Here is a 22,168-nt window from a genome sequence, read left to right on the forward strand (position 1 = left end):
GCTGATGGCGGCTCCCACAGGAACGCCGCCACAGCCTCAGTCAGTTTTTTTTGCGCTCGACCCGAATCGCATCGTTGAAGGCGCTCGCGATGGCGAGATCGGCACCGGGCTGATGCTCGCAAAGCAAGTCGAATGCCTCCTTGCTAACGGGCATGTCCGCATCCCATTTCTCGATCAGCACGAGCAGCAAGTCGGCGGTCGAAATCTTGTCGGCCGCCAGCTTCTTCATCAACGCGTCATACTCTTTGCCCGTCTTATGGCGAAAAGTCACGTTCAGTTCTTGCTGGCGCCCCTGGCCCACAATCGTCACCTTCGCGTCGATAGTCGGGTTGGCTTTGATCTGGAACGTCATTACGCGCCCTCGTAAGTGACAGGATCAGCAATAAGCGACAGCGTGAACGTGTTCTGCAGGTTCACGTTCTGGCCGCCGGTCGGATTCTTGTTGAAGGACGGATAGCCGTAGTAATAGGTGATGGCGCCATCCGGATACTTCGTTTCCAGCACCACCGGGGCGCGCAAGCGGTCCAGCTTGATGAGCGCCGCATACCACGCCTTATTGAGGTCGTAGTCGAGCGTGTAGGTAAGCACTGTCGGGCTCTTGACCGTCGGCTTCTGCCGTTGCTTTCCGGTCGGATCCTCCACGTACTGGAACTGGTGGTATTGCTGCTCACCACCGGTGATCTGCACGTCCGTGATCTGGTCCAAGCTGAACCAATCGGTGACCGCCTGGTAAGCGCCCGCCCCGCTGCCTGCGGGGTGCAACCGCAGGTCCGTTGTGTCCGCACCCTCCAGCTTGAAGCCGTCCGCAGTGGCGCCAGTGGCGCGGTAAACAGCCTCGGTCAAGGCGGCCCAGCCGGAATCGATGACCAGAATGTCACCGTCCTCCGGCGGGGTGACGGTAGACGCGAGCGGATCGACGCCGTTCGCAATCGAAGAAATCGCCACAGCCAGGGCAATCGTTTTCGAAACCCGGAATTGCGACCCGTTGATGAAGATGGAAGCCATTTGTGTTCCTCAAATGAAAAAACCCGGCGCGCGGCCGGGTTCGATGTAAAAGCGGGGGAAAGTCAGGAGGGAAGGAACCAGATACCGAAGTCCTGGCGGGTGCCGTACTTCTTGATGGCCTCTTCGTAGAGGCTGGTGGGCGAGCCATACGGCTCGACAGCAGGAAAGTCGCTTTCACACAAGGCGGTGCCGACCTGGTCCGCGATGTCACTTGCCTGCGCCCGCGTGGCGGCCCACACGAACAGCTGCACGCGCTGGTGCCGCTTCTCGCGGCGTTTTCGCCCCACGTACCACTGGTCTTGCCCGCCGGAGCCTTGGTAGACGATCAACGGAAACACAGGCTTGTCCGGGGTGACATCTGGATAGGCACGCCCGCCGACCAACGGCCCCAGCACTGCGAGCAATTGGGCTTCAAGTGACATCGCGCACCTCCTGTCCTGCCAAAAGATCCGGTAGCCGTTGCCGGCCGCGCTGAATCATTGCCGCCTGTGCGCGAGCCGAGGCGGCCTCGTAAGCAGGCCGCAAGAACGGATAGGCGGGCACCCATTTCGGGGTCGCAAGCTTGCGGCGCTTGTCGGTCACATAGGTTCCGTCGGGCTTCTTGATCACCGGATAGATCTGCCAGTGCCCAAACTCCACTAGGTGGCCGTGAGGCGCCTTACGCTTGTTCCAGGTGACGGCGTACTGGACTTCTTGATCCGTCGAGTACCGTTCCCGGAAAGCAAGGTAGATGGCGGCGCCCAAAACGCCGTTGTGAGTATTCACCCGCGCTTTGGCCTCATCCCGCAGCACCTCGCCGCCAGCAACGGCCATGGAGCGCGCCAGGCTGACCCGCGCGGGTCCTAACAGCCGTTCCAAGCTCGCAGACCAGCCCGACGTATCAAACGTCGCCTGTAGCCCCTTAGCCATCGCTGCCCCCCTGCTCGCAGATCAAGTCCGTCCACTGCCGTCGCCCAAGGTCCATCCGCACGTTTTTGATTTCAAAGGGTTCGCCCACCGGTTGCCCGTCGTACAGCTCCAGGACGCGCATCCCCTGGTCGATGCCGCGGCGGAACCGGATCCGGAAACTGTATGCGTTGATGGACGCGCCAATGTTTTCCTGATTGCGGGTAATGGCGCCCATACCGTTCTGACCGCGAGGATCTGCCGGTACTGTTGCAACTTCCACCCAGGGTCCGTTCGGCTGCCCCGCGTCGTCCTGCCAATCTTCCCGCCGTTCGATCCGAATCCTGGTGCGCAGCGTCCCGGCCCTCATGGCATCATCTCCCGCCTATCAGCGCGCAGGAGTTCCGGCACCCCTTGGGGAAGCCGAGCGGCGCTTGCACCGACAACCACCTCTTCGCGGTTGGCATACAGGTTGCCGAGCGTCAGCCGCACCGCCGCCCTGACACGAGGTGTCGCCACCATGCCGAACAGCACGCGCTGAAAGCCTATCTTGGCTTCCTTCAACCGCTCCGTCGCAAGTGCAGTTGCCATTTGGCGCGCAGCCGGGTTGCCCAGTTCAGCCGCGGCGGTCATGGCAGCCTCATATGCCTCCTGCGCATCTCCGGCTGCCTGCGGCAGCGCGTCCTGTGCCGCGATGAGGTCGGACTGAGCCGAGAAGAATGCCCTGTTGAGATGGCCAGCGACTGCGCTTTCGGCAGCGGCGAGCAAGTCGGCCAGCAATGGCACGTCCGACGGGTCGGCGTTGCAATGAGCAATGCACTCTTCAGGCGTCAGCAGCGGCATGCTCAGTCCTTCTTGCCTTCGGCCAAGGCGGACGCCAGCTTCTCGACACCCCAGCGCTTGTCATACTTGATTTCTGCCGCGTCCAGCTTTGCAAAGAGGTCGAGTTTTTCCGCGTTCTCGGTCGGCGTTGACTCCACCGCACCCAGCTCCGACGCGCCGGCCACCAGCTCCGGGGGGCACTCGTCACCGGCCTTGTAGTGCGCCGGGTAAATCGCACCATTCGGCACGCCGCGAAAATCTTTGATCAGTTTGACCATTTGAATGCTCCTGTTCGATTGGGACAGGGGCGTGCTGCCCCTGTCCCAACCGCGTTAGGCTGCCGCGGCGATCTTCAGAGCGCGCATCGGTTCCGGGTTGTGAACGCCGCCCCCCACGCGCTTGGTCGTGTAGAACAGCACATACGGCTTCGCCGTGTAGGGATCCCGCAGCACCCGCACTCCCACGCGGTCATAGACGGTATAGGTGCGCTTGAAGTCGCCAAACAACACCGAAATGGCGTTGGCAGCGACGTCCGGCATATCAGGGACCTCGGTGATCGGGAAACCGCTCAGCGTTGCCGGCTGGCCGGCCACATACGACGGCTGCCACAAGTAATTGCCCTGGCCGTCCTTGAGCTTACGGATGGCTCCCTGCGTCTTGCGGTTCATACTGAACCGCGCATTGCCGGTGAACGCCGACGGCAGGTCGTAGATCAGGTCGATCAAACCATCAGAGGTAATCGCCGCCGCCGCCCCGCTGTTAACCGCCTTGATTGCGCCGAACGGATGCTTTGCGGCGTTCGCCCCGCCAGTCACATAGGTCAGGATGCCGAAGGGCTTGTTGGCCCCATCACCCGAGACAAACGCCAAGCCTTCTTGCTTGGCAAACTCGGTTTCGACTTCGCCTGCCAACCACGATTCCAGATTGATCGCCGAATCGTCGAGGATCTGTTGCGTCGCGGCGGGGTTTGCGTAGATTTCTCCCCAGCCGAAGCCCAGCGATGCGAATGTACCCGCGCCAGTTTGCGGCCGTGCCGTGGTTTCGCCAACCCAGCCAGACGCGGTGCCGCCCATGTTGAACAGCTTGGAATGGCCCGCCCCGGACACCGGCTGAACGTGCGCCAACTGGCGCATCGGCGACACCAGCACCAATTTGTCGGTGATGGTGCGATCCCACTCCACGGGGGCCAGATAACCGCCCTCATCTGCGGCGCCCTTGTTCAGCGCGGCCTGCACGTCGCCCTTCTTGAAGTGCGCGTTGAAGGCGTTGCTGTATTCCGAGTCCAGCGGGCGATGGCCGGTGCCGTCGCCCATCTGCGCCGACGCAATCTTCATGTTGGCGTCGTCGATGGCCGATTGAAGCCGGGAGATGTCCGCGTTGATCTTTTCGACCTTGAAGGCCTGGAGCGCATCATGCGTTCCCTTCTTGACCTCGTCGAGCTGCTTGGAGTGTTCGTCCTTGAACGTGGCGAACGCTTGGTTCAGCTGCTCGATGAGGCCCTTCACCTCACCCGGGCTGCCGGCGTCGGCGCGAACGGAGACCAGCCCGCGGGGTACGCGGGCATTCGATTGTTGCTTCATGTTTAACCTCGCAGGGTTGAAAGTGTGGTTTGCAGCAGGGCTGCTACGTCGCCACCAGCGCACGGCATGGTGGTTGTGGCAGCGCTCGGCTTGCCGGAAAAAAGTGCTTTGAAGGTGTCGCGCCTGGACGTCCGGCTGTAGCCGGCACGCGCCATGGCGGCCTCCACTTGTGCCAGCGCACGCCGCTCGACGCTAGCCTGCGGCGCTTGGGTGACGGCGGCGTCGTCCAAGAGGCCAGTGGCGAACCCATCTTCCACAGCCTGGTCAGCGCCGATCCACGTTTCCTTGTCCATCAGGGTCGCCGCCTGCTTCGGAGTCAGTCCGGTTCGGGCGGCGTAGACCTGCGCCATCGCATCGTCGAACGGCTCCAACTTCGCCGCCGCTTCAACCAGGTCATGGCGATTGCCGATTGCGACCGCCCACGCGTTGTGGATCATCAGGAAAGATCCTTGACCCATTAGGATCTCGTCGCCCGCCATGGCGATGACGGACGCTGCAGATGCCGCCAAGCCCAGGACCTTGATGGTGACTTTGGCCTTGTGCTCGCGCAGAGCGTTGTAGATCGCAACCCCCTCGAAGAAGTTGCCGCCAGGTGAATTCACGTTCACCGTCACGTCACGGCCGCCGACGGAGCGCAGCGCGGCTTGAATCCGCTTCACAGTCACGCCGCTGCCGTCCCAGGTGTCCCCGATGGCGTCGTAGATCGAAATGGTGGCGTCTTCGTCCGTGCCGGCGGCGCGCACTTGGGGCGCCCACCGCTCCAGCGCGTCCGGCCGCAGATCGAAGTCGGCGGCACCCAGGCGGGCGTCCGCCTTGATCTCAGGCAGTTGCAGCAGGCTCATTGGATTTTCCTTTTTGGGTAATGGGATCGCGTAGCTTGTTTGCCTGCGGGTCATCGCTCGCGGGTAGGTCTGACAGGTCGCGGATCTCGTTCTGCCACATCCACGGGGCATGGCCGCCAGCGCCGGACGCCTTGGCAAAATAGTCCGCTTGGTCCTTCAATGTGCCGCGCATTAGAGCCCGCTCGTTGAACTTGTAGGCCAGCTCGTCCAGTTCCTCGTCAGTCAGGAAGGTGCGCATCGCCGCCTGTTCCCATGCCGTGAACCAGAACTGCAGCCCGTACTGCACGAAGAAGATGCCCAACTGCTCGATGCCCGACCCCCAACTGGTGTCGTCCATCATCAAGAGGGGCCGCGGCACGCCGAAGGCGCGCGCTACCTCTTCAATCTGGGCGTTGCGGTTCTCGATGTGCTGCGCTTCGGCTGCGGTCACCTTGAACTTGTTTGCCTTGGCGCCTTCTTCCAACAACATCCAGCGCTCGACGTTCTCAGCTCCTGCAAAATCCGTGTCCAGGGAATTGCGCATCCGCTCATAGGCTGTATCCGATAGCGCCTTGGGCACCTCCACGGCTCCCCCCGCCAGGTTGCCCGTCCGGAATACGCGGCCAGCGGCGCGTTCCGCGTCGCGCGCCAGAGCGATGGCATCGCGTGCGAGCTTCATGCGCCCCAGCCCTTCCACCCCATCAATAGTGATGTCCCGCAGGTGGAACACTTCCTTCTGGGATAGCTTCACCTGCTGACCATCCGGCCGGGTGTACGTGTAACGCATCTCCCATCCAACAAGCTCGGCCTTGACGGACCCGAGCGCCATCGGCACCAATGCGATAGGCCTGCCAGCCGACCAGATAACCCTGGCATACGCATTGCCCTGCTGTAAGACATGCAGCTGCATCATGCTTTTGAATTCGAATGGCGTTTGCCACCCGTTCGGCTTGAGCTTCATCAGCCGATACCCAGGGTGGCCCTTCGCGGCCGCCTTGGATGCGTCGTTTCGGATCAAGTTGAGCGGCAGCATGCCAAGTGAAGTGACGATCAGCGACACGCACCGCAGTGCGGCCATGTTCCGCAGCGATTCCACCCGGCTGCTGTAGTCGCCGGTTCGGATGTATTCCAGCAGCGCCGGATCATCCAAGCCTCGGAAAGCCTGCCCCCTGGGCTGCTGCGAAGCCTGCGCGCGTTCGAGCGCTATGGTGGGTTCAAGCCTCGGGCCAGCCTCAGGTGCAGACTCATTGGCCGTGCTGCCCAGAAAGCGGTCCAGTAGTTTCATGGGTTCTCTCAAATAGATCGAATGCCGCGGGATTCGTACACCGAGCGGCCGGAGGCCTCCGGGTTGAGCGACAACAGGAAAACGGCGTCAAAGAGCGCCATGAGCGGGTCGATTTTTGCGGTGCCCGAAACCTGCTTGTTGATGGCGATTGCGTTCCCCTGCGGTACCGTCTTTGCATTGCCGACACACCAAGCCATTAACGGCCGCCCCCCGTGCAGCATCTCTTGCCCGGCAACTTTGCGCTCCGTGGTCTTGATCGCGCCATTCAGGCGCCATCCCTGTGAAATAGCAGTGATTTCCTCCAGGGTGAATCCGCGCCCAGGACTGGTTAGCTCGTCAACAATGTCACCGATGCCTGAACCGTCCACGCCGATGGACAGCTTCTCTGGCAACAGCCCGCGATCACGGACCTGGCAGACGATGTCAGCCACCTCAACCACGTCATCGCCCGGCCGGTCCACAATAGTCAGGTCGCCCTGTTTATCGAAGTCGAGCAAAGCAGGCGCAATTTCTGCCCTGCGTTCCAGGACAATCTTGTGCGCCCAGGCGCGCCCCCAATGCAACCAACGGCGGGTTTCAATCTCCCGCCCCATCAGGGCAAGCCCCAGCAAGTCATCCAGGCCGCCTCCGTCTATGCCGACCACGACCACTTCGCAGCGGTCCAAGAACGCGTCTAGGTCGGCTAACGTTGGATCGCCTTGCGCTTGCCAGAAGTCGGCACCAGCCCAACGGTCTGACCGCAAGTTCAGGCCGATTTGCACGTTCAGGTGCTTCGCCAGAAACTTCTGGCTTGACCCATCGCGCTTGACAATGTGCTTCTTAAGCTCGTCGGCCAGCCATTCCGCGCTGACGGAGCGGCCAAGGTTCGGGTTGGTGATGTAGAAGTTTTCGGGCAGCAGGTAGGCCTTCGCCTCGACCATTTCATCGGGGAATTCGTACAGAATGCCCAGGGTCTTCCCGTCTTCAACCTTGCCGTCGCGCACGTCACGCCAGTAGTCGAGCTTTTCCTTGAACACCCCGGCCGGCGGATCATCGCTCTGCGTGGTCAGGTAGATCACCCATCCCTCATCGCGGGAGACCTGGCCGCCCAAAGCCTCCATGAACATCGCCGCAGCGTTCGCACGCTTGCCGAATAGCCACAGCTCGTCCACCAAGACCCGGCCGGATTTCTTGCCCGATACCGTGTCGGTATCCGCGGCAACAACCTTCAGGCTGTTGCGCGTTACGCGATGGGTAATGGTGCGCACATGATCCTGGACGTGGAACATGTCCGACAGTTCTTCGTCAGCCCGGATCATTGCGGCAGCCGGCTTGAAGCTGTTGTCTGCTACTTCCTTGGTTGGCGCCAGAATCAAGTGCTCCTCTTCTTCGCGCCAGCACATGACCAACGCCGTCAGCATGATGCCGGCGGCAATAGTCGATTTCGTGTTCTTCTTGCTGATCAGCAGCCCGTATTCGCGGATCAACTGCTTCCCCGTGGCCGCCTCATATCCTCCAAAGATGGCACGCACGAAGTCAAATACCCAATCCTCGCTGCACTCCCCGAAATTCGGTTTGCCGGGCAGGTCCACCACACGCAGTTGCTTAAATATCTCCAAGGCGTATTCGGCTTGGTCAGCGAAGATGGGCGGTGGAATAATTGACTGGCGCGCTCGCAGGCGCGCCGCCCAATCCGGGCAGGCGGTAGTCCAAGACATGGCTTAGCCCTTCCCAACAACACGCAGATGGGTCGGAGGCGGTGGCGGAGCGAATCGCCCGCCACTTGCGGCTTTATTGGCTGCTTCTTGCTTTGCGCCTTTCTTGCCCTGCTCGGCAATTTTTCCGTGCGTGAAAGGCATCAGCGCTTTGGCCGCCTCCAGCCGAAGCTTCGGTTCTTCACCCACGTCGTTCATGATGGCCACGAGCACCGCCCGTGGGTCCGAGGTAAGCCCGAGAGCTTTCAGGCCGATCTCGTCCATAGGATCAGAGCCGGTAGCAGGGCCTTGCGATCCGCCATCCGGCGGTGCCGGCTCAGCCTGCGTGGCCGTTTTGTTAACCGCTTTTTTGTTAACCGATTTGTTAACTTGGGCGCTGCGCCCAAGCGCTGCCAGTACATGCTTGTCACGCATCAGTCGGGCGGCTGCTTGGGCCGCCCCGTTTTCGCTGTAACCCGCATGGATAGCGGCTTTCGCACCGGATAGACCCGACAGCAGCGCGTCAACGAATCGGCGCTTTTTGTCGGTTAATGCCATAGGTTTTGGTTAACAAAAAAGGGTTAACAATTTTCCAAAATGGGGAAATTTTCCGCGCGTGAGGGAACAGGTGGTTTCCAGTGTCGAGCCGCCCTAGACTTTCGACCCGCCCCCCCTGCCTGTCGGCCGACCACCGGCCGCCGCCCGTCTGCCGATGGCTCAGGGAGCCGCGCAGACGCCCCACAGGACGTTACGATTGACCAGGCGGGCCTCGGGTCCACCTCGATGCTGAGGCGCGCTACGGCTTCCTGCTGGCGTGGATGGACAGGCCACGCCTGACCCACCGTTCCACCTTGGTCATGTCCGGCGTTGCGCCGGTCAGGCGTGCCGCGATGGCGACGCCCGCCAAGTACCAGCGCACCCACCACGCGACGCGGAGGAAACGCTTGACCGTGATCTGTGCCATTACGTCCGACTCCTGTATCCCATGTCCTGCCGTGTCTTGGCGTCGTGGCATCCGACCTTGCGCCCGTGCGCATCACGCGAGACGCACAGAACTTGCGAGTTCTCGTCTGTGTCCGCGCCTCCATCGTGCAGGCTGACCTCGTGGTCCAGCTCGAACCCTTCCGGGTACGCGGTCACCATTCCGCAGTGGGCACAATGCGGGTCAGCGGACCAGACGCGCAACCGGCGGTCTTGCAGCTTGCGGCCCGTCATGCGCTTGGCGCTGGGCGTCGGCGCAACGGCCAACCTGGAGCCGGCCATTGCAAGGCGCGGCTTGAGTGTCGTGAGCTTCATGCCGATTCCCTGTGTGATCTTGCCGGGTGCTATCCACTGCACACCGCCCGGCGGCGATGCCCCTATCCCCGCACGCCATGCCCAGCGTGCGGCCCTCGATAGCGAGAAGGTGGAGTAGTACGATAAGGAGCCCCCCGGAGCAGCTCGGCGTTCGGGGCTGTCAGCCTTTTGATCGCGGCGCGCGGGCAAGGAGACTAGGCAATGCGCATCCTTATCGTTGACGACGACAGAGCTTCTGCCCAGTTGACAGCTGAGTGTTTGAAGATGGACTCGGAAGTTACAGTCCAGATTGCCTGCGATGGCGCGGGCGCTCTACGCATCGCGCGCGAATTCGCCCCCAACGCAATTCTCTTGGATGTCAAACTATCAGGCGTCTCTGGACTTGACTTGGCCATGCAGTTGAAGGCGGCCTGCCCTGAAATACCCGCCCGCATAATCATCTTTAGCGGAAGCGTCCCGGACGGCGAGCCCGGCTTGCTACCAGAAGGCGTGGATGCTTGGCTTGCGAAACCCGCTCACCTGAGCACTCTATTCGAATGCATTTTTGCAAGCGCGCGGTCGAACAAGGGTGAAGCCCGCGATTGACGGTGGGTTAGTCTGTTTCAATTGAGGCTTAGGTTATCAGCGGTGCTGAGCGTACTGTGAGGGGGTGGCGTTGGTCACAACAACTCGAGGCAGATGCCCACGGTTGGATTGCTGTAAACACTGCCGGACTTCGTCCGCTGCAGACACCGTGGAACCTAAATGCCCTTCCCCTTTATCAATCAGCTCGTCACAAGTCTGCACCAGATTGCCGAGGAACATTTTTCGCGGAACCGCACTGGACTACCGGCGCAGAAGCCAGTCCTCACCGCTCAAGCCTTCGTATCGTCCCAGAAAGCAACCGTTGTGATTGAAGATCCTTGGACCCCAGACAACTATCACTATGCGGGTTAAGTGCGCAGCTCGGCACCACGGATGGTGGGTCCGTAAGCGCACGAGATGAACAATACCGTTCGGATGGAGGCCGCGTCATGCCACTTGACCACACCAAAAGCGCCACTGAACTAGTGGCGGTAGACGCTAACGGGATTACGTATATCATCCAGCGCCGCTACAGGGCAGCGCCCAACCACGACGGAGCTTGGGCGAATTACTACTACTGCTTGCGCGACGGTCAGCCCGTCACGTGGCTTGGAGATAATAGCTACCGATTGCCGGACGGGGCTGTAGTTCTCGCGATCGAATGCCGTTTGCCGGACCTGACACCATTGAACTGAAGCACCTGGAATTGAGCACGGCTTAAGCTCGGGAGCCGGTAGCCCCCCTGTGACCCATGACTATGTCGCCAGAAAAAGATGCGTAGGGTGAACTACCGCGTCTGGCAGGCACACTACTTGCCCAACCTGTGTCGTCGCCCGCGCGAAGGAGGCGAAACCAAGGAGCAAGGTCATGAAGGAACCGTCACAGGGCAAAATCTGCCGCGTAGTTCGTACTCATGTGGGCAAACTTGTCGGCGCATCGGGTGCTGTAGTGATGCGCGTCGAACACTTGCCGTTGGCCGATTTGCCACCGGACGAAAGACCGAACGTGACCATTTTCATTTTGGATCAAGGCCAAGCCTCGATACTAGACGAGCAGCTTATCGATTCCTTCGACGTGACCTCGATCAGTTCCGCCCGCTAGGATGCCTCCGCCCAGGACGGCGCGCGGCCTCCTCGCTCGAATCTTGCAGTAGGGACAAAGCAGAATCCGGGCCTGCGGGGCTTAATCGCCCTCAGATCAGGCACGGAAATAAATGCGAGGGCAACTGACCTCACGCGTGTCAGCGATCCCCATGCGGCTTTAAACCGAGTTGGAGGCAGGTCATCGTGCTCGAAATTCCGGACAACTATCGCGAGTTCTTTGTAATTCACGATCTGCTCACGATTGACGCCTATGGTCGCGAGACGATTGTCGGTCTCGATCACAGCGAATCTGCTGAGCTTATTTTCCTTACGTCGGCCGAAGGGCCTGGGGCTCGGTTGGATTGTGCAACGCACTCCCGACTAAAGACTCTGCTGGTGTTGGCTGATGCCGCGCAGAAGCGAAGGCGGGCATAAAAGAAGCAAAACCCGCCGGCTTTCGCGTGGCGGGTTTCAGCGTACGCACTTATTCAAAGTGACTAAACGGGGAGAACTTTAGCAGAGAAAATTTAACCCTGCAAGAAGTTCAGTCGCACAGCCCCTTTGCAGACAGCAGGTCGGCTGCGTACTCCATCGCCAACGCTTCGACGCCCTTCTGACCCGCGCCCCGCTCGCCCCCCTTCTGCTTCGTTGTCCGCGTGCCATAGAGCCACAGCTTGATCTTGCCGTTGTGATTGGTAGCCGTCGCCGCGCTGACGTTCGCGCGTTCCGCCGCCGCGGACAGCTTTACGTCCTTGCCGAAGTAGCGCGCCACGATAGCGTCCCGAAGGACGCGAGGCGTAGGGTGCGCTGACAACGCATCGCACGCCGCCGCGTCGGAGATCTCACGCACCGCTGCGAGCCAATCATGACGGTCTACTGTGCCCTGGCAGCACTTGCAGCGATCCGACCGGGGCGCGAAGCGCGCAACGAGAATTGCACGGTAGAGGCGGGGCAGCTTTTCCAGCGCACCGAAGATGTATGCCGCCTGCCCCGCGCCGTCGGTGCCGCCTAGCCCCTTACCAGAGGCACCGCTATCGGCCTCGGCCATACGGGCCATCATGGGTTTGTCGTACACCTGATCCGTATGGTTGTAGGCGAAGGTCAGCGCGGCATGCGCAGTTTTGAACAGCCGGCCCGAGTGCTCTTCAACGATAGGCGTGGAAGGCATGCGAGAGAGTGTCAAGGTAGTCATCAGATAATTCCCGGGGAATAAGTCACTTTCGCGGGCAGCATTTCCCGCATCCATTGCATAGCTGCTTCCCATCCCAGGGTGACGGTGTGCCGTCCCCGAACGGGAAAAATCTTGGGGTTCACGTCATGCGCGTCTACCATCACGGCCTCGCCGCGCGCCCCCGTCTGCCTGTAGATCAGCACCGGCACGCCCGCCTCCCCCGCCTGCTCCATGGCCTGACGCCACCAGGCGGGGAGGCAAAGCACGTTTGCGTGCTTGCATTCGACGCTGATACGGGCAAAGGCAGGCTCATCGGCCACCACGTCGCTGTCGCCGGCCTGGTTGCGCACGCGACGGCGCCAGGTCGTGCCGGTCGCCTCCGTCAGCAGGATCGCCACCTTGCGTTCAAAGGCCGCGCCCTTGTTCCGTTGCATCGCACTCATGCCGCGTCCCCGGCGTCCATCGGCACACCCACAGCCGCCTGGGCCATGCCAAGCACCGCCAGGGATGGCACGCGGCCGCCCTTCCGCTGTGCTTCGGCCAGGATGCGTTTTGCCCAGCGTCGCGGATCGCGGCCAGAATCGTTCAGGATCGCGCCCGCCCCCATCGCCTTCAGTGCCTTCGCCGCTTCTTCGGGCGTGGTCTGCGTAGCGCCCGGAGCAGGCAGCGCAACGGACGGCGCGGGGATCGCAGCCCATTCGCTGCGGCTCAGTTCCTCCGAAAGCGCCCGCTCCCAGCGGGACTGCATGACCGAGTAGCCGCAATTCAGAAGGTCATGCGATCCTACGCGGACAGCAGCCCAGTACACCGCCGGATGAGTCCACTGCCCCATTTCGCCACGACGGCGCGCGGTCATCCCAGCAACGGCGTCGTGAAAGGCGTTCTCAGGAATCAGACCCGGGCGGCATGCCCGGATGAACTCGCCCACCGCGGGCGGCCAGTCGGGGAACATGCGGCGGCAGGTGCGCAGCCCTTCGGCCACTTCCTGCGGCGTCACGCGATCATCGTCCAGCGCCTCGGCCCATGCCGTCTTCCAGTTCTCGATGCTCAGCATGTCCGGGAAGTCCTTCAGCCAGCGCCCCCCGTACGTGCCAGAGAGGCGATTCCACAGGTGGTCGATGAGGGAAATGCCTTCCAGCTTCGCCAGCGGCACGGACCAGCCGCAGCGCTCATTCGTCGATTGTGCGACCGTCGTCATAGTCGGGGCCTCCATGGGTGCGATTGCGGTTCACGTAGTCGGTCGGGTTGAACTTGCCGGGGCGCGGTGCGCCGCTGGCTGCGGTGCCGCTGGGAGCGAACAGGCCTTGCCAGCTCTTGCCGATGGCGTGTTCGATGACAGCCTCGGGCTTGTGGCCTTGCTGGCGGAAGTTCGCCAAGTCCCTGACCTGCTGCCGCGCGGCCTCTTCGGTCAGCGGCTTGCGAAGCTGCACACGGTGACGGACCCAGCGCCCCCACAGTTCCGCGTCCAGCCACACGGGAAGTTCCACGGTCAGCGGATCGAATCCCGGCGAGCGCTTGCGCGCGCCTTTGGGTTTATTGATGGTTCCTTGATGGTTCAATGACGGATCGGGTGCAGCACGTTCACCCCGTGACGTCGTCAGATTCACCCCGTCGTGTCGTGAGCTGCACCCCGTCGTGTCGTCAGATTCACCCCGTTCGTTACGGGGTGCAGCAGGTTCGCCCCGTTGTTGATCGGCGGAATGTTCCACGCGGGGTGAAGCAGGTGCGCCCCGTGACAGATCCATGTCGTAGCAAACTGGCCGCTGATCCGCGCGTCGGATGTAGGCCGCCACTAGATCCTGATTGCCGCGCTGGATGATCTGCAAGGCCTCCAATTCGCGCAGCTTGTTCTGCACCGTGCGGCTCGACAGCCCGGTATCCTCGGCCAGCGTCGCCACAGAGGGAAATGCCCCCTCACCTTTCGGCCCGGCGTAGTTCGCCAAGCACAGCAATACGTGGCGCGCGGTGGGATCTTTCACGATCCTCTGCGCAAGCGCCCATGTCATGCCCTGAACGCTCATGACCGTTCTCCATACGAAAGTTGATACCCGCGCTCCGCCTCTTCGGGCCATTTGCCCATGGCGATGATTCGCAAGCGCGTAAGGCGCAAGCCGGGGATGAAATAGGTGAGCTTCTGTTCCAGCGGTGCTGGTGATTGGTCTATGAACCAGTGGCAAGGGCCGCAGCCAAATGCAATGGCCCAGTCGTGCGCCTTGATTCCCTTCCCCTTGCCGTCGCGCAGCAGGTTGGAATGGCAAGCCACCGTGGTATCCGTGCCGCCCTGGCAGTACCTGGGCACGCGCAGCAAGCATTCCTCGCCTTTGGCAAGGTCCAGCAGAGCCTGATTGCGATACACGGTCTTGGGCGGCTTCTTGCCCTTCTTGCGTGCCTTCATGGCGGCACGTGGCGGCGGCATCGGCGTTGCGCGCATCATCGGCGCACCACGCTTCAGCGGCGTCTTTTGCCTCAATGGGGCCTTGCGCGTCAGCGACATACCGCCCCCGTCTGCTTCTTGACCCGATACCATGCCGGGAACTTCCACGCGTTCACGCGACGCTTAACCAGGCCGGCACGTGCTGCGTCGAAAACGATCGAATCGACCGCGCATGCCGCAGCGACTTCCCGGGACGTGCTGGACCACGGGTCCACGGCCTTCATGGCAGGCTGCACGATGGCCCGCAATGCAGCCACGTCAACACGGCCCCGCGTATCAAGAATTGCCTGACGGACCTGCTCCACCGTTTCAGATGGCACCTGGTAGCCGCGAAACATATGTAGGCAGTCAGCCATAGATGCCGCTCCACTTCACGAATGGCTGGCGCACCGCCTCATGGAACAGGGCTGCAGCCTCGGCGTCGTGGTCCAACTGCGCCCGGCTTGTAATCCCGCATGCGCTCCGGACGAACTGCGCCGCGTGCTGACTGGCGCTCACGCCTTCGGGGGCGGCACCCACGCGTGCGACAACCCAACGCTGGAAGTTCGCGCTGTTGCACATCATTGCAGCCGCGCGCGACAGCGCCGCCCCCTTGCGCTCCGTGGACGGCACGCGCAGCCGCACGGGTACACCGGAAGTTCCGCGCTGAATCATTGCTCGGCCATCCCGCTAAGCCGGCGCGCGACGCCTGCGACCGCTTCCATCAGGGCGCGGCCCGCAGCATCCACGCGCTGCATTTCCTGCTGGTCAACACCGCCATCAGCCAGGGCGTCATACACCTCATGACCGAACCTGCCATGCGCGATCATCAACGCCGCGACCTGCTCCAGCACTGACATGTCGCTCTCGCCGCAAGACTCGGGCGCCTTGACCAGCAGATAGCCGTTGCCGTGCGCGAACGCGGCCAGGATGCGCACATCCCCCGTCATCCGCACAATGCGGTCGGCCTCAGCCAGCGTCAGATGATGCGTGGTGTTGTTGGGGTTGACCTTGTTGCGCAGCACGGCCGGCGACATGCCGACAACCGCCCCCAAAGCCTCGCTGCCGCCCTTATAGTCATGCACCGTCAAGTCGGCCGCAGTGGTGATGTTCATATGTGAATTTCCTGAACGTATTTATTGCTGAGCAGCGGTCGTACGATGCGCTGCATGGAAAAACGATTTGCGACCTACACGTCCAGCGGCCCGATCTGGACCTTGTCGGCCGGCTTTGCCGGTGCCGTCGGCTGCGGTGCCGGCTGGGTCGGCGTCGTCGCGCTATCCATGCGCTCTCTCCTGAAAATGGGTACGCGAGATGCAATGCATTGATGTCATGCCGCGCTCGCCTCTTCGGCCAACTCGGGCCAGATTCGGTTGCAGTCGATGGGGCGAAGGTCTCGCCTCGTGACGGCACCTTCAGTGGCTTGCTCAATGGACGCGCAGTGCTCGACCGGCACAGGCCGGCGTCCTGTGCGCCACTGATAAACGAGCGCTGGGGATACGCCCACGCATCGAGCTAGCGCCGCTGCGCTGATCGACCCATCCCGACTGAGGTAATTGTTCAGATCCATGGCTTCAACTATAGCGTTGCTACAGATTGCTCGCAAGCCATGCTATAGATTTATTTGAATAGCATCGCTATATGAAATTTTGGACGATTGAAGAGGAAGCCTCTGCCCTGCGCGCGCGCTTTGATGGCGTGAATCGCGCGGCTTTCGCTCGCGATCACCAAGTGAAGGGTGGTCAGGCGATGATCTACCAGCACATCACGGGTAGGCGTCCACTCAACTTAGAGGCGGCCATGGCGTACGCCGAGGGTTTTGGCTGCTCGCTGGCAGACATCAGTCCGCGGCTTGCGGCGGAAGCACAAAAGGCCGCAGCACTGGCCTCTGAGTCCGTCCCACCTGAACCGGTGCCAGCCGCACCATGGCCCTTCCGTACGATCCCCGAGGACCAGTTGCGGGCACTACCCGAGTCGCAGCTCAATGCGCTCGAGGGAGCCATTGCGCTCGCAATCGCCCAGATGAAGCTAGGGATTCAGGTGTCGCCACCGCCCGCGGCCCCGGCGAATAACGTCATTCCTATGGGGGCTCACAAGCCTGGCGGCCTGGTCGACATGGACCATGCCGATGACCCCTTCCCTATGCGAATAGCAGGCTTGCCGCCGGCTCCCTGGGAAGGCGGGAATACGACCTACGAGGCCGAGCGCAACCCGAAGATCCGAATCAGCACGCAGGCGGGTGTCATCGCGAATGCCGGCCCGGGCGAGCCGCACGCGGCAAATGACAGGTTCGAGAAAGTACCCGAGCTTGCCGAGGTGCGCCTGGCCGCCGGCGACGGCATCGAGAACCACAGCGAAGACCAAACCGGCATGATCCAGTTCCGCCGCTCATTCCTCAAGGCGGTAGGTGCCGACAACGGAAAAGCGCGAGTGGTGTATGCGAAAGGCGACAGCATGGAGCCGGTAATTCGTGACGGCGCCGCCCTGCTTGTCGTTCCGAACGAGAACCTGACGCTGCAAGATGTGGCGAGCGGTGGGGTGTACGCCATCAACTATGACGGGAAGATGCTCGTCAAGACTGTGAGCCGGGACAAACTCACTGGGCGTTGGGTCGCGCGCTCGTTCAACCCAGCCTACGTTGACATCCCGCTGGAGAATGGCCATCCCGTGCGAGTGCTTGGACAGGTCGTATGGGCTGGCGCGAAGCTGCGGGACGATGAGGCCGGACAGTGGGTACGGTCATGATGAACCGCAGCTTTATCTAAGTTCAGCCGCGATGTCGCGGCACTCACTTCTTAAGGTAACGAGATGAGAATGTCATTGCTGTTTGTCGCCGCCATAGTGACCGGATGCGCCAGCTCGGGATCGAAGATAGACCAAGCAAAGGTGCAGGCCATTCAGCCAGGTGTCACCACCTACAACGACATGGTGCGCGATTTTGGGTCGCCCTTGAGTCAAGCCTTCAACCAAGACGGGCTTCTCACCGCTCAGTGGTTCTACTTCTACACTGCGGCTTTCGGCATGAACCAGGAGCAACAACACCTGACTGTACTGTTCAACAAGGACAAGACCGTCAAAGACATCGTCAGTTCGGCTGGTGGTGGCAACGGCGCTCGTCTCGGCAGATAGGCGATAGCCTTGTGTGCGGAACAGCCGGACAAGGGTGCGGCATTAGCGAGTTAATACTGGTGTGATGAAGTGGTCCTACAAAACGCCACTGGAGACTTGGGCATGTTCAAACAGATGAGAGCCGGACGTGATTCCTCCGTTAGATGATCGTGGTCTGCTCCCGGCAGGCGTTCATGAATGCGCGCTTGATGAGGCGGAAAGGTGGGCGCAGGAAGACCTCCATCGGCAGGGAATCTGGGCCGGGTTACGAAGTGTGCTTCCTACTATCCGTTCGCCCTTCACGCATCGAGGGTTGCCACCGCCTCCGCTGACCCTCGCCGGGAGCTATTTCTCTGACAAGCCGGCCCCTGGCGATATTGAAGCAGTACTCGCTCTACCACCTGACGTTTCAGCAGCAGTGATTGGCGAGTGTTACGTGTGCTTCCAAGCAAACCGTCACAGATGGCATGTGGAGCAGCGCGTAGACTACTATGTAATGGTTGCGGGAATGGGCAATGATTTTCGGGATTTTTTCCAGTACGTCGGCATCAAAACCGGCGCTGCGAAAGGCTTGCCAGCTAAGGAGCGGCGCGGCATTGTACAGGTGACGACATGGTGAATGACACGCGCAATCTGGTGCATGGTGAGGCTCTTACTTGGATGAGCCAAGCGAACGCCATGTGGGATGCCATCAAAGACACGGGCCTGGTCACCAAAGAAGAATTCTGGGCCAACAACCCGTACCTGACCAAGGTAACTCAGCTCTACGAAGAGGATTTTCAGCTTGCCAAGCTGACAGATGAATCTGATCTTCTGTTCCATGCGGAAGGCCCTGGAGCCGGCCATGAAAGCCCGCGGCTGGACACTGTAAATTGGCTCGGCGTCCGAATGGAGCGCCGCCTTCGTGAGTTGGCCCAATCGTTGACTCCGCTGGTTGAAGCTGACGCTCGTGTCGCCGCCCGCAAACTTGATCTTCGCCTCACGGGAATTGCTCCTGGCAGCCTTTACATGGGCATCGCTCTGGCCGAGATCGGGGTGTCGCTCCCAGGCATGGAGGCGTCCGATATATCGCTTGTACAGTCTATTCGGTCCGCGTTACAGAGCATCCAAGTCATTCCTCAATTTGTGACCGACGTGGATGTTAGCTCTGAGATCATGGATGCATTTCCGGACCCGGCCTTGAGAGACGCTTTGATGGTGGCTGCATTCGAGATCGCTCCCACGGGGCGGAAGGGAATCCACACGCTGGAGATCTCCGCGCCGCGCACCAGTATTCGAACGGGAACGCTCGGCCAGCGTGAACGAGTAGTTCTTCGCGAGGCAACCCATCGACCCTTTATGAAGGAGCGCAGGCGAGGCTCGTTTGTGGGCCAAGTGCGAGAAATAGACCTAGACTCCAGCAGATTTCAGCTGAGAGGCGTAGAGGGCGTAGGCACACTACGCTGCGTAAGCAAGTTCGACGAGAACCTGAGCAAGCGCGTGCTGGGCCGTACTATTAGTGTCTCGGGTTGGTACGATGTGGATAAGGATGGGCGTCCGCGATTGATGGAGGTATCTGAATACAACATTCATCCCGCGCAGATTCAACGCCGTCTTCCGAAAGGAATTTGATAACCAAGGCCACCTCCGGGTGGCTTTTTTTGTTGCCTGACTATCTCTAATTGATCATGACTATCCATGTACTAGGTCAGCCCAAAACCTAGGCACCGGAGCAGTTCATGATTCGCTTTCTGATCACGCTCTTAGTGGTGCTACTAGCCCTCTGGGCCACACCGGCCTACTAAGCCCTCCCATCAACGGCCCGCCCCCGCGCGGGCTTTTTTTCGTCCGTTACAAATTATCCATAGCATTGCTATTGCCTTTAAACTGTAGCGTTGCTATAGTTGCCCACCGAAGCACGAGTCGCACCGCTTAGAGCCAAAGGCCGGCCCGCGATGCTGCTGCAGTACCGCTCTTTAACAACCGAGGCCGCCCGCCCCCGCAAGGGAGGACGGGCGAAACAGGACAACCAACCAGGCGCTAGCGCGCCCCCGGACCCTGTGTGCTTGGGCTTCCACAGCCAAGCAACGCCCAGCCGGGCGTGGCGAGGATAACCCCGGCATCCCCACCCCGCTGAAAGCGGGCTTCGATCAGCGTTGCGCGCCGGCGTTTACCGAAACGAGGCGGTGCAAGCAGTCGAGGACGGCGCCGCTGGAGCGGAGGGTGCGCATGCACCTTGCCCTTGGTGTCCGGAGACTATTGCCGACATGTCATCCTCCGACGCATACTGGTTTCTCCAACCGTTGGTGGAGGTGCCCACCATGTATGACGACATTCGTAGACGCGGCGCTATGGCGGCGCGAGACGGAAAAACCCTTCTCGACTGTCCTTACTTCACCGCCGACCAAATGCCACACCACACGGGTGAGCCTATCGAAAAATGGCACGCACGAGTGGACGCTTGGGAGTCTGGATGGAGAGAGGCAACTTGGGAACGAACCGCTAGGCGCCCAATGCCGAACCATCAGTCGGTCAGGGCGTCCTCAGTGGACCAAGTCCAACCAGGCTCGCACTGCAGGTTGTTTGCCAAGCCGCGCGCCCCAACTTGAGCGCTGCACAGAGGCATCCCGTCATGCCCGCGGGGTGGAGGTCGGACTGGCGCTCGCGATCGCGCCGGATTTATAAGCGACAGATGTTAAGCGCGACCGGAATTCGATGCTAGATGGGGCGGCCGAAGGCGGTGCCCCGCCGGCAGCAACTGGCTAAACCGCAACTGGGAGCAGATTCGGCCCGCGCCTCTTTACGATGGCACATCGGTCACCCCATAATTGGCCCTCCCAGCACTGCGCATTGGAGTCGCGATGAGCATCGTTGAGCCCCCGGATTGTGGGAAGGCTGTCCACCCCGAGAGCGTAGCGCTCTTAGATGAACAATACCGCTACAAACTCTTAGTAGAGGCCGTCCTCGACTACGCAATTTTCCTTCTTGACGCTGATGGTTTCGTGGCAACTTGGAATGCCGGAGCGCAACGCTTTAAGGGTTACGAAGCGTCCGAAATCGTCGGGCAGCATTTCTCGCGCTTCTACACTAAGGAAGATCGGGATCTCGGCATACCGCAGCGGGCATTAGCGACTGCCTCGCGCGATGGCAGATTTGAAGCCGAGGGTTGGAGAGTTCGCAAGGACGGCTCCAGATTTTGGGCCAGCGTCGTAATCGATCCGATAAGGGATCGCTCAGGTCGGCTGATCGGGTTTGCGAAGGTCACGCGCGACATAACGGACAAGCACCGCAGCCAAGCCGAATTGCACGCGACCCAGCTGGCGTTATACCGCGCTCAACGGCTCGAGGCTCTCGGACGCGTTACCGGAGGCCTGGCCCATGACCTCAACAACTTTATTTCGATCATCAACGGGGCCGCTGAACTGCTACGAAGTCCTGACCTGGCGGCCGATAAGCGCCTTAAATATCTCGATGCGATTAAAGATACCGCAGAGCGCGCCTCCCACCTGACCAAGCAGATGCTCGCATACGCCCGCCGCCAGCCTCTCGAGGCGTCAAACATGGACGCAGCCGCTTGCGTGGCGGGGATGAAGTCGATTTTCCAGACCGCGTTGGGCTCTTCTGTGCTGCTGGAATATGAGCTTCCAAAAGAGCCCTGCATCATATCTGCAGACGTGAGCCAGCTAGAAAGCGCATTGCTAAACTTAGTGGTCAATGCGCGAGACGCCTTGCCTGCCGGAGGAGCGGTAAAAGTCGCTGTAAGAACCGTAGAGGGGTACCAAGATGGCCAGAAGCGGGTGGTTCAAGGGCCCTTTGTGGCAGTCAGCGTGTCGGACAATGGCGTGGGCATTCCCACGGAGATACAAGACTATATTTTTGAACCGTTCTTCACGACGAAGCCGGTTGGAAAAGGCACCGGTTTGGGACTGAGCCAAGTGTTCGGATACGTCACGCAAGTGGGAGGCCACGTAGATGTGGTGAGCACTCCTCAAGTTGGCACGACTTTCACACTCTACTTTCCCAAGACAGCTTCCTGAGGACCGACTCCATGCCGGCCCTCATTTTAATGACAGGAGCGTCGCCAATTCTCTGATTATCTCTCGGGGCGCCCAGGGTTTGAGCAGGAACTTTGCGCTTCCAGCCAACTCGTCTACCGATGGATGGTATCGCCCAGAGGTAAGAAGCATGACCATATTGGGCGATTCCTGCAGTATCAGCGCAGCCATCTCAACGCCGTTCATGGATCCGGGCATTTCTATGTCCGAAACTATCGCGCTAATGTCTGCATCCTCTGCTAGGCGCAGCAGAGCCTGATCGGCGCTTCCCGCCTCAACGATGGCGTAGCCTTCGGTCTTTAAAATCTCGGCGAGGATCCAGCGGGCAGTTTCATTGTCGTCAACAATAAGAACGCGCTTCGGATCGCCCGGATTATCAGCGTGAGTCATAAGGTCGACTTGAATGATGGCTGAAAGGAGCGTGCGAAC

Annotated in this window: 32 protein-coding genes; 8 read left to right on the forward strand and 24 right to left on the reverse strand. The window is 60.8% G+C overall.

Annotated elements, in window-relative coordinates:
- Window positions 1-40: 40 nt before the first annotated feature.
- The 14 genes from H4P35_RS18600 to H4P35_RS18665 form a co-directional block, all read right to left on the reverse strand.
- A complete protein-coding gene (locus H4P35_RS18600) occupies window positions 41-352 on the reverse strand; it encodes a phage tail assembly chaperone (protein ID WP_226846485.1) in 312 nt (103 codons plus the stop codon).
- Window positions 352-1,005 carry a phage tail protein gene (locus tag H4P35_RS18605; protein ID WP_226846486.1) on the reverse strand — a complete coding sequence of 218 codons (654 nt, stop codon included), beginning with the start codon at window positions 1,003-1,005 and terminating at the stop codon, window positions 352-354. The genes H4P35_RS18600 and H4P35_RS18605 overlap by 1 nt, the downstream gene beginning before the upstream one ends.
- A 62-nt stretch (window positions 1,006-1,067) precedes the next feature.
- Window positions 1,068-1,427, reverse strand: a complete 360-nt coding sequence (locus H4P35_RS18610; RefSeq protein WP_226846487.1) for a DUF3168 domain-containing protein — start codon at window positions 1,425-1,427, stop codon at window positions 1,068-1,070.
- Window positions 1,417-1,818, reverse strand: coding sequence for an HK97 gp10 family phage protein (locus tag H4P35_RS18615; protein WP_255616076.1), 402 nt, complete (start codon window positions 1,816-1,818; stop codon window positions 1,417-1,419). Before H4P35_RS18615 ends, H4P35_RS18610 begins: the two co-directional genes overlap by 11 nt.
- Window positions 1,819-1,906: 88 nt before the next feature.
- A complete protein-coding gene (locus tag H4P35_RS18620) occupies window positions 1,907-2,260 on the reverse strand; it encodes a head-tail adaptor protein (RefSeq protein ID WP_226846489.1) in 354 nt (117 codons plus the stop codon).
- On the reverse strand, window positions 2,257-2,733 hold the full coding sequence (locus tag H4P35_RS18625; protein WP_226846490.1) for a hypothetical protein: 477 nt from the start codon (window positions 2,731-2,733) through the stop codon (window positions 2,257-2,259). The genes H4P35_RS18620 and H4P35_RS18625 overlap by 4 nt, the downstream gene beginning before the upstream one ends.
- 2 nt (window positions 2,734-2,735) lie before the next feature.
- On the reverse strand, window positions 2,736-2,990 hold the full coding sequence (locus H4P35_RS18630) for a hypothetical protein (protein ID WP_226846491.1): 255 nt from the start codon (window positions 2,988-2,990) through the stop codon (window positions 2,736-2,738).
- 54 nt (window positions 2,991-3,044) lie between these two features.
- The gene (locus H4P35_RS18635) at window positions 3,045-4,292 is read right to left on the reverse strand and encodes a phage major capsid protein (RefSeq protein ID WP_226846492.1); all 1,248 of its coding nucleotides are present in this window, start codon (window positions 4,290-4,292) and stop codon (window positions 3,045-3,047) included.
- Between the two features lie 2 nt (window positions 4,293-4,294).
- Window positions 4,295-5,134: a head maturation protease, ClpP-related gene (locus H4P35_RS18640; protein WP_226846493.1), complete on the reverse strand. Its 840-nt coding sequence runs from the start codon at window positions 5,132-5,134 to the stop codon at window positions 4,295-4,297.
- On the reverse strand, window positions 5,112-6,398 hold the full coding sequence (locus tag H4P35_RS18645; RefSeq protein WP_226846494.1) for a phage portal protein: 1,287 nt from the start codon (window positions 6,396-6,398) through the stop codon (window positions 5,112-5,114). Before H4P35_RS18645 ends, H4P35_RS18640 begins: the two co-directional genes overlap by 23 nt.
- An 8-nt stretch (window positions 6,399-6,406) precedes the next feature.
- Window positions 6,407-8,095, reverse strand: a complete 1,689-nt coding sequence (locus H4P35_RS18650) for a terminase large subunit (protein WP_226846495.1) — start codon at window positions 8,093-8,095, stop codon at window positions 6,407-6,409.
- Window positions 8,096-8,098: 3 nt separating this feature from the next.
- Complete coding sequence (locus H4P35_RS18655) at window positions 8,099-8,629, reverse strand: terminase small subunit (protein WP_226846496.1); 531 nt, start codon at window positions 8,627-8,629, stop codon at window positions 8,099-8,101.
- 238 nt (window positions 8,630-8,867) lie between these two features.
- On the reverse strand, window positions 8,868-9,035 hold the full coding sequence (locus tag H4P35_RS18660; RefSeq protein WP_226846497.1) for a hypothetical protein: 168 nt from the start codon (window positions 9,033-9,035) through the stop codon (window positions 8,868-8,870).
- Window positions 9,035-9,367, reverse strand: a complete 333-nt coding sequence (locus H4P35_RS18665) for an HNH endonuclease signature motif containing protein (RefSeq protein ID WP_226846498.1) — start codon at window positions 9,365-9,367, stop codon at window positions 9,035-9,037. The genes H4P35_RS18660 and H4P35_RS18665 overlap by 1 nt, the downstream gene beginning before the upstream one ends.
- A 201-nt stretch (window positions 9,368-9,568) precedes the next feature.
- Between H4P35_RS18665 and H4P35_RS18670 the strand changes: the two genes are divergently transcribed.
- Window positions 9,569-9,952, forward strand: a complete 384-nt coding sequence (locus H4P35_RS18670; protein ID WP_226846499.1) for a response regulator — start codon at window positions 9,569-9,571, stop codon at window positions 9,950-9,952.
- A gap of 846 nt (window positions 9,953-10,798) precedes the next feature.
- Complete coding sequence (locus H4P35_RS18675) at window positions 10,799-11,032, forward strand: hypothetical protein (RefSeq protein ID WP_226846500.1); 234 nt, start codon at window positions 10,799-10,801, stop codon at window positions 11,030-11,032.
- Window positions 11,033-11,557: 525 nt separating this feature from the next.
- On the opposite strand, the gene H4P35_RS18680 is transcribed toward H4P35_RS18675, so the two are convergent.
- From H4P35_RS18680 to H4P35_RS18715, 8 genes are read right to left on the reverse strand one after another with little or no spacing between them, the layout of a single operon-like run.
- Window positions 11,558-12,205 (reverse strand): hypothetical protein, encoded by a 648-nt coding sequence (locus H4P35_RS18680; protein ID WP_226846501.1) that lies wholly within the window; start codon window positions 12,203-12,205, stop codon window positions 11,558-11,560.
- Window positions 12,205-12,627, reverse strand: a complete 423-nt coding sequence (locus H4P35_RS18685; RefSeq protein WP_226846502.1) for a hypothetical protein — start codon at window positions 12,625-12,627, stop codon at window positions 12,205-12,207. The genes H4P35_RS18680 and H4P35_RS18685 overlap by 1 nt, the downstream gene beginning before the upstream one ends.
- Window positions 12,624-13,382 (reverse strand): replication protein P, encoded by a 759-nt coding sequence (locus H4P35_RS18690; RefSeq protein WP_226846503.1) that lies wholly within the window; start codon window positions 13,380-13,382, stop codon window positions 12,624-12,626. The genes H4P35_RS18685 and H4P35_RS18690 overlap by 4 nt, the downstream gene beginning before the upstream one ends.
- Complete coding sequence (locus H4P35_RS18695; protein ID WP_226846504.1) at window positions 13,354-14,205, reverse strand: helix-turn-helix domain-containing protein; 852 nt, start codon at window positions 14,203-14,205, stop codon at window positions 13,354-13,356. The genes H4P35_RS18690 and H4P35_RS18695 overlap by 29 nt, the downstream gene beginning before the upstream one ends.
- Window positions 14,202-14,678 (reverse strand): nuclease domain-containing protein, encoded by a 477-nt coding sequence (locus tag H4P35_RS18700; protein WP_226846505.1) that lies wholly within the window; start codon window positions 14,676-14,678, stop codon window positions 14,202-14,204. Before H4P35_RS18700 ends, H4P35_RS18695 begins: the two co-directional genes overlap by 4 nt.
- Entirely contained in the window at window positions 14,669-14,974 is a 306-nt protein-coding gene (locus tag H4P35_RS18705) for a hypothetical protein (protein WP_226846506.1), read from the reverse strand. Before H4P35_RS18705 ends, H4P35_RS18700 begins: the two co-directional genes overlap by 10 nt.
- On the reverse strand, window positions 14,967-15,272 hold the full coding sequence (locus H4P35_RS18710; protein WP_226846507.1) for a hypothetical protein: 306 nt from the start codon (window positions 15,270-15,272) through the stop codon (window positions 14,967-14,969). Before H4P35_RS18710 ends, H4P35_RS18705 begins: the two co-directional genes overlap by 8 nt.
- Complete coding sequence (locus H4P35_RS18715; protein ID WP_226846508.1) at window positions 15,269-15,712, reverse strand: phage regulatory CII family protein; 444 nt, start codon at window positions 15,710-15,712, stop codon at window positions 15,269-15,271. The genes H4P35_RS18710 and H4P35_RS18715 overlap by 4 nt, the downstream gene beginning before the upstream one ends.
- Before the next feature lie 54 nt (window positions 15,713-15,766).
- Here H4P35_RS18715 and H4P35_RS18720 point away from each other — a divergent pair, with 54 nt between their 5' ends.
- Window positions 15,767-15,925, forward strand: coding sequence for a hypothetical protein (locus H4P35_RS18720; RefSeq protein WP_226846509.1), 159 nt, complete (start codon window positions 15,767-15,769; stop codon window positions 15,923-15,925).
- A gap of 2 nt (window positions 15,926-15,927) precedes the next feature.
- Here H4P35_RS18720 and H4P35_RS18725 read toward each other — a convergent pair whose 3' ends face one another.
- Entirely contained in the window at window positions 15,928-16,167 is a 240-nt protein-coding gene (locus tag H4P35_RS18725; RefSeq protein WP_226846510.1) for a YdaS family helix-turn-helix protein, read from the reverse strand.
- 71 nt (window positions 16,168-16,238) lie between these two features.
- Here H4P35_RS18725 and H4P35_RS18730 point away from each other — a divergent pair, with 71 nt between their 5' ends.
- From H4P35_RS18730 to H4P35_RS18745, 5 genes are all read left to right on the forward strand, one after another.
- The gene (locus tag H4P35_RS18730; RefSeq protein WP_226846511.1) at window positions 16,239-17,342 is read left to right on the forward strand and encodes a S24 family peptidase; all 1,104 of its coding nucleotides are present in this window, start codon (window positions 16,239-16,241) and stop codon (window positions 17,340-17,342) included.
- A gap of 69 nt (window positions 17,343-17,411) precedes the next feature.
- On the forward strand, window positions 17,412-17,726 hold the full coding sequence (bamE, locus tag H4P35_RS18735; protein WP_226846512.1) for an outer membrane protein assembly factor BamE: 315 nt from the start codon (window positions 17,412-17,414) through the stop codon (window positions 17,724-17,726).
- A gap of 591 nt (window positions 17,727-18,317) precedes the next feature.
- Window positions 18,318-19,316, forward strand: a complete 999-nt coding sequence (locus tag H4P35_RS18740; protein ID WP_226846513.1) for a hypothetical protein — start codon at window positions 18,318-18,320, stop codon at window positions 19,314-19,316.
- Window positions 19,317-20,035: 719 nt separating this feature from the next.
- Window positions 20,036-20,293 carry a CrpP-related protein gene (locus tag H4P35_RS27230; RefSeq protein WP_304518378.1) on the forward strand — a complete coding sequence of 86 codons (258 nt, stop codon included), beginning with the start codon at window positions 20,036-20,038 and terminating at the stop codon, window positions 20,291-20,293.
- A 252-nt stretch (window positions 20,294-20,545) separates the two neighbouring features.
- On the forward strand, window positions 20,546-21,721 hold the full coding sequence (locus H4P35_RS18745; RefSeq protein ID WP_226846514.1) for a nitrogen regulation protein NR(II): 1,176 nt from the start codon (window positions 20,546-20,548) through the stop codon (window positions 21,719-21,721).
- 21 nt (window positions 21,722-21,742) lie between these two features.
- Here the strand turns inward: H4P35_RS18745 and H4P35_RS18750 are convergent, their stop codons facing one another.
- Complete coding sequence (locus tag H4P35_RS18750; protein WP_226846515.1) at window positions 21,743-22,129, reverse strand: response regulator; 387 nt, start codon at window positions 22,127-22,129, stop codon at window positions 21,743-21,745.
- Between the last annotated feature and the right edge of the window lie 39 nt (window positions 22,130-22,168).

The organism is Achromobacter sp. 77 (assembly GCF_020541125.1).
In the GTDB taxonomy this organism is placed as follows: domain Bacteria; phylum Pseudomonadota; class Gammaproteobacteria; order Burkholderiales; family Burkholderiaceae_B; genus Achromobacter; species Achromobacter mucicolens.